The following is a 3,265-nucleotide window of genomic DNA, read 5'->3' on the forward strand; positions in this document are numbered from 1 at the left end:
TACCAAGTCCCGTTGATCATCATTGGTGCGCCCACTCGCGCAATCCGATGGACATGATGGTCCAGGGCTGATCGATCAGCTTGTTCCAAGCCGCACAGCAGTGGTCAAGAATGTCAGTGTAGGACGTGAAGATCCGGTTGGAGATCCAGTTCTCTCTCATGAACTGCCAGATGTTCTCCACCGGGTTCAGTTCAGGCGCCTTTGCCGGCAGCGGCACCAGGGTGATGTTCGACGGCACCTTCAGTCTGGTTGAGACATGCCAGCCGGCCTGGTCGAGCAGCAGCACTGCGTGCGCGCCAGCTGCTACGGCCTGGGAGATCTCGGCCAAATGCAGCGCCATGGCCTCTGTCGTGCAGCGAGGGAGCACCAGCCCCGCTCCTTTGCCCTGGGCTGGGCAGATCGCGCCGAAGATATAAGCCGACGCAGTCCGCAGATCCCGTGACGCGGAGGGACGGGTGCCGCGTTTGGCCCAGCGCCGGGTGATCTTGTTCTTCTGGCCAATCCGCGCTTCGTCGGCAAACCAGATCTCTATAGGGCGGCCATCGGCTTTGTCCTTCGCGATCTCCTCCAGACGCGCAGGGAAGTCTTTTTAAAAACAGCCACGGCCGCTTCGCTCTTTTCATGATGGCGCGGGCGCGCGGACAGCTTACGGAAGTTCGGGGCCCGCAACTCACGGCTGAGCGTTTGTTTGGAGATCCGGATCCGGTACTCGTCCCAGAGCCACCGCATCAGGTCTGCCAAACGCCAACGCACCACCCCGTGGACGGCCGGGATCGGGCCGGCCTCGATCATCTCACTCAGGCGCAGTCGATGCTCGTGGCTTAAGATCGAGGGCTGTCCCGGCGCCTTCCCGTCCAAGAGCCCATCAGGTCCGTGGGCATTGAAGCGCAGCACCCAGTCCCGCACGGTCTGCAGGCCAACCCCGCCGATCTCGGCCGCTTGGGTGCGCGAGCCGCCCTCGTAGATCACCGCCAGGGCCAGCAAGCGGCGGGTCTGCGGGGCATCCTTGCTCCGGCGGGCAAGCTGGCGCAGGCGAACGGCATCGTAATCAGGCCGGAGGGCGACGGGAATGGACATGGCAAACCTCCTCGCTTGCCATGTTGAATCACATCTCAGGCGCTTTGAGACTGCGACGAGTCGCTCTCACCAGGACGTGGTATTACGTGCAACGTCCCAGATGTGCCACATCCACACGTTCCAAGCTGCCTATGAAGGTATTGGCTCTCCTCATTAATGAGAGCGGCTGCGGGGCTTCAGCACGAGTTTGTCCCCTGCATGCGAAATCTTCTGAAAACCCCTTGACCTTCCCATGATGGGAAGATGCACCGTCTGCACATCGTCAACGCCAACCGGAGTTTTCCCCATGTGCGGATGCAGCACCCACCAGGCCCAGTCGGACACCACCGCAGAGCGCGATCCGAACGCCATGACCCTCAAGGTCGAGGACATGACCTGCGGGCACTGCGCCAGCACGATCACCAAGGCGGTCGAGGCCGGCCTGCCCGGTGCCCGGGTCCAGGCCGATCCGGCAACGAAGATCGTCTCGGTCCGTGGCACCCGCGACCTTGCCAAGGTCGAGGCCCTGATCGTCGGCGCCGGCTACACCCCGACCGTTCCGGCGCTCGGGTAGGCGCCAGCGGGATCCCGCAACACGGACGAAGACAAGGACCCGGACCATGCACCGCTACCAGGCCGACAACCTCCTCCACATCCCGAAGATGATGTGCGACCGCTGCGTCGCCGCCCTGACCCGCGCCCTGCAGGCCATCGACGGGACCGCACGGATCGAGGCTGACCTCGCGGACCGCACCGTCCGGGTAGTCTCCCGGCACTACCAATCGGCTCTGCTGAGAACCCTGCACGAGGCGGGATTCCATGCCGAGCCCGTCCTGCAACCTCTTGGATGAGGAGACCGTCATGCAAGTCGACGCTCACCACCATCATGCCTCTCATAGTCATCATGGCCCCTCGGCCCCTGCCCCGAGCCTCAACCGTGTGGCCTTCAGCGCCACCGTGCACTGCCTGACGGGCTGTGCCATCGGCGAGGTCCTCGGCATGGTGATCGGCACCGCCCTGGGCTGGGGCGCCGGCGCGACCATCGCGCTTGCGGTCGTGCTCGCCTTCCTGTTCGGCTACGCACTGACCATGCTGCCCCTGCTGCGCAGTGGCATGGCCTTCGGCACCGCTGTCGGCCTGGCCTTCGCCTCGGACACGGCGTCGATCACCATCATGGAGATCGTCGACAACGCCATCATGCTGGTGATCCCCGGCGCCATGGACGCCCCGCTGTCGAGCCCGCTGTTCTGGGGCAGCCTGGCATTCGCCCTCGTGATCGCCGGCGCATTCGCCTTCCCGCTCAACCGTTGGCTCATCGCCCGCGGGCGGGGGCATGCCCTTGTCCACGCCCATCACTGAAGGAGGACACTATGCGCGTTCTTCCAATGATCCTGGCCGCTACGGCACTCGCCCTCGCGCCGACCTCCATGGCGTGGGCCGACCCGGGCCATGCCGGCCACGACCACGCCGCGGAAGCAGCCTACGGACGCCCCGGCGATCCCGCGAAGGGCGGCCGCGTCGTCCAAGTGATGATGAAGGAAACCGACAACGGCATGGCCTTTGCGCCGGAGCGCATCGCGGTCCGCCAGGGCGAGCAGGTCAAGTTCGTCCTGCGCAACGGCGGCGAGCTCGACCACGAGCTCGTCATCGGCACCGTCGAGGCCAACCACCGGCACGCCGAGGAGATGGCGAGCCACCCGGACATGGCCCACGAGGATCCGAACGCCAAGCGCCTCGGGCCGAAGACCTCCGGCGTGCTGCGCTGGCAGTTCACCCAGGCCGGCACGTTCGAGTACGCCTGCCTCATCCCCGGCCACCGCGAGGCGGGCATGGTTGGAACCGTGGTGGTACGATGAAGGCTGGGTTTGCCATGGCGAACGAATCCGCCATAGCTAGCCTTGTGGCCTACAAAGGCCACAAAGACCCTAAAGGTAACCGTTCGGAAACCGGCTGCCCGTCAGATCATTACCTGATGTCAGGAGCGAATCGTTGAACACCTTGTGGACCCACTTCCGGCGCCTTGTCACGAGCCTGATGCTCGTGGCCGTGGCGTCGTTCGTGCTCCATAGCGGCGCGCTGGCGGGCATGCACCGGCACGGGCAGGGCTCGCCCGACTGCGAGCAGACGGCATCCTCCGGCCACAGACATCAGCATGCCCCTCAGGCTGCGGCGCACGTCTACCAGGCCGCGCACGATCATGGCGATGGGA

At 65.1% G+C, this 3,265-nt stretch carries 6 protein-coding genes; 5 read left to right on the plus strand and 1 reads right to left on the minus strand.

The features are described 5' to 3' along the window. Nucleotides 1-19: 19 nt before the first annotated feature. Nucleotides 20-1,077, minus strand: a protein-coding gene (locus MA07_RS28680) for an IS630 family transposase (RefSeq protein WP_152568664.1) whose coding sequence is annotated in 2 segments (ribosomal slippage) — nucleotides 20-585 and nucleotides 585-1,077 — 1,059 coding nt in all. Because the reading frame shifts where the segments join, the coding sequence is not laid out codon by codon here. Between the two features lie 286 nt (nucleotides 1,078-1,363). On the opposite strand from MA07_RS28680, the gene MA07_RS05505 reads away from it, so the two are divergent. The 5 genes from MA07_RS05505 to MA07_RS05525 all read left to right on the plus strand — a co-directional run. Continuing rightward, nucleotides 1,364-1,630, plus strand: coding sequence for a heavy-metal-associated domain-containing protein (locus MA07_RS05505; protein WP_244445163.1), 267 nt, complete (start codon nucleotides 1,364-1,366; stop codon nucleotides 1,628-1,630). A 46-nt stretch (nucleotides 1,631-1,676) separates the two neighbouring features. After that, entirely contained in the window at nucleotides 1,677-1,907 is a 231-nt protein-coding gene (locus MA07_RS05510; protein WP_036347896.1) for a cation transporter, read from the plus strand. A 10-nt stretch (nucleotides 1,908-1,917) separates the two neighbouring features. Then, a complete protein-coding gene (locus MA07_RS05515; RefSeq protein ID WP_036347897.1) occupies nucleotides 1,918-2,415 on the plus strand; it encodes a DUF4396 domain-containing protein in 498 nt (165 codons plus the stop codon). Nucleotides 2,416-2,426: 11 nt separating this feature from the next. Further along, nucleotides 2,427-2,912, plus strand: coding sequence for a cupredoxin family protein (locus tag MA07_RS05520; protein ID WP_036347898.1), 486 nt, complete (start codon nucleotides 2,427-2,429; stop codon nucleotides 2,910-2,912). 133 nt (nucleotides 2,913-3,045) lie between these two features. Beyond that, the coding region (locus MA07_RS05525; protein ID WP_036347899.1) for a hypothetical protein at nucleotides 3,046-3,265 on the plus strand (220 nt) is incomplete at its 3' end.

This window comes from Microvirga sp. BSC39 (assembly GCF_000739015.1).
Lineage (GTDB): Bacteria > Pseudomonadota > Alphaproteobacteria > Rhizobiales > Beijerinckiaceae > Microvirga.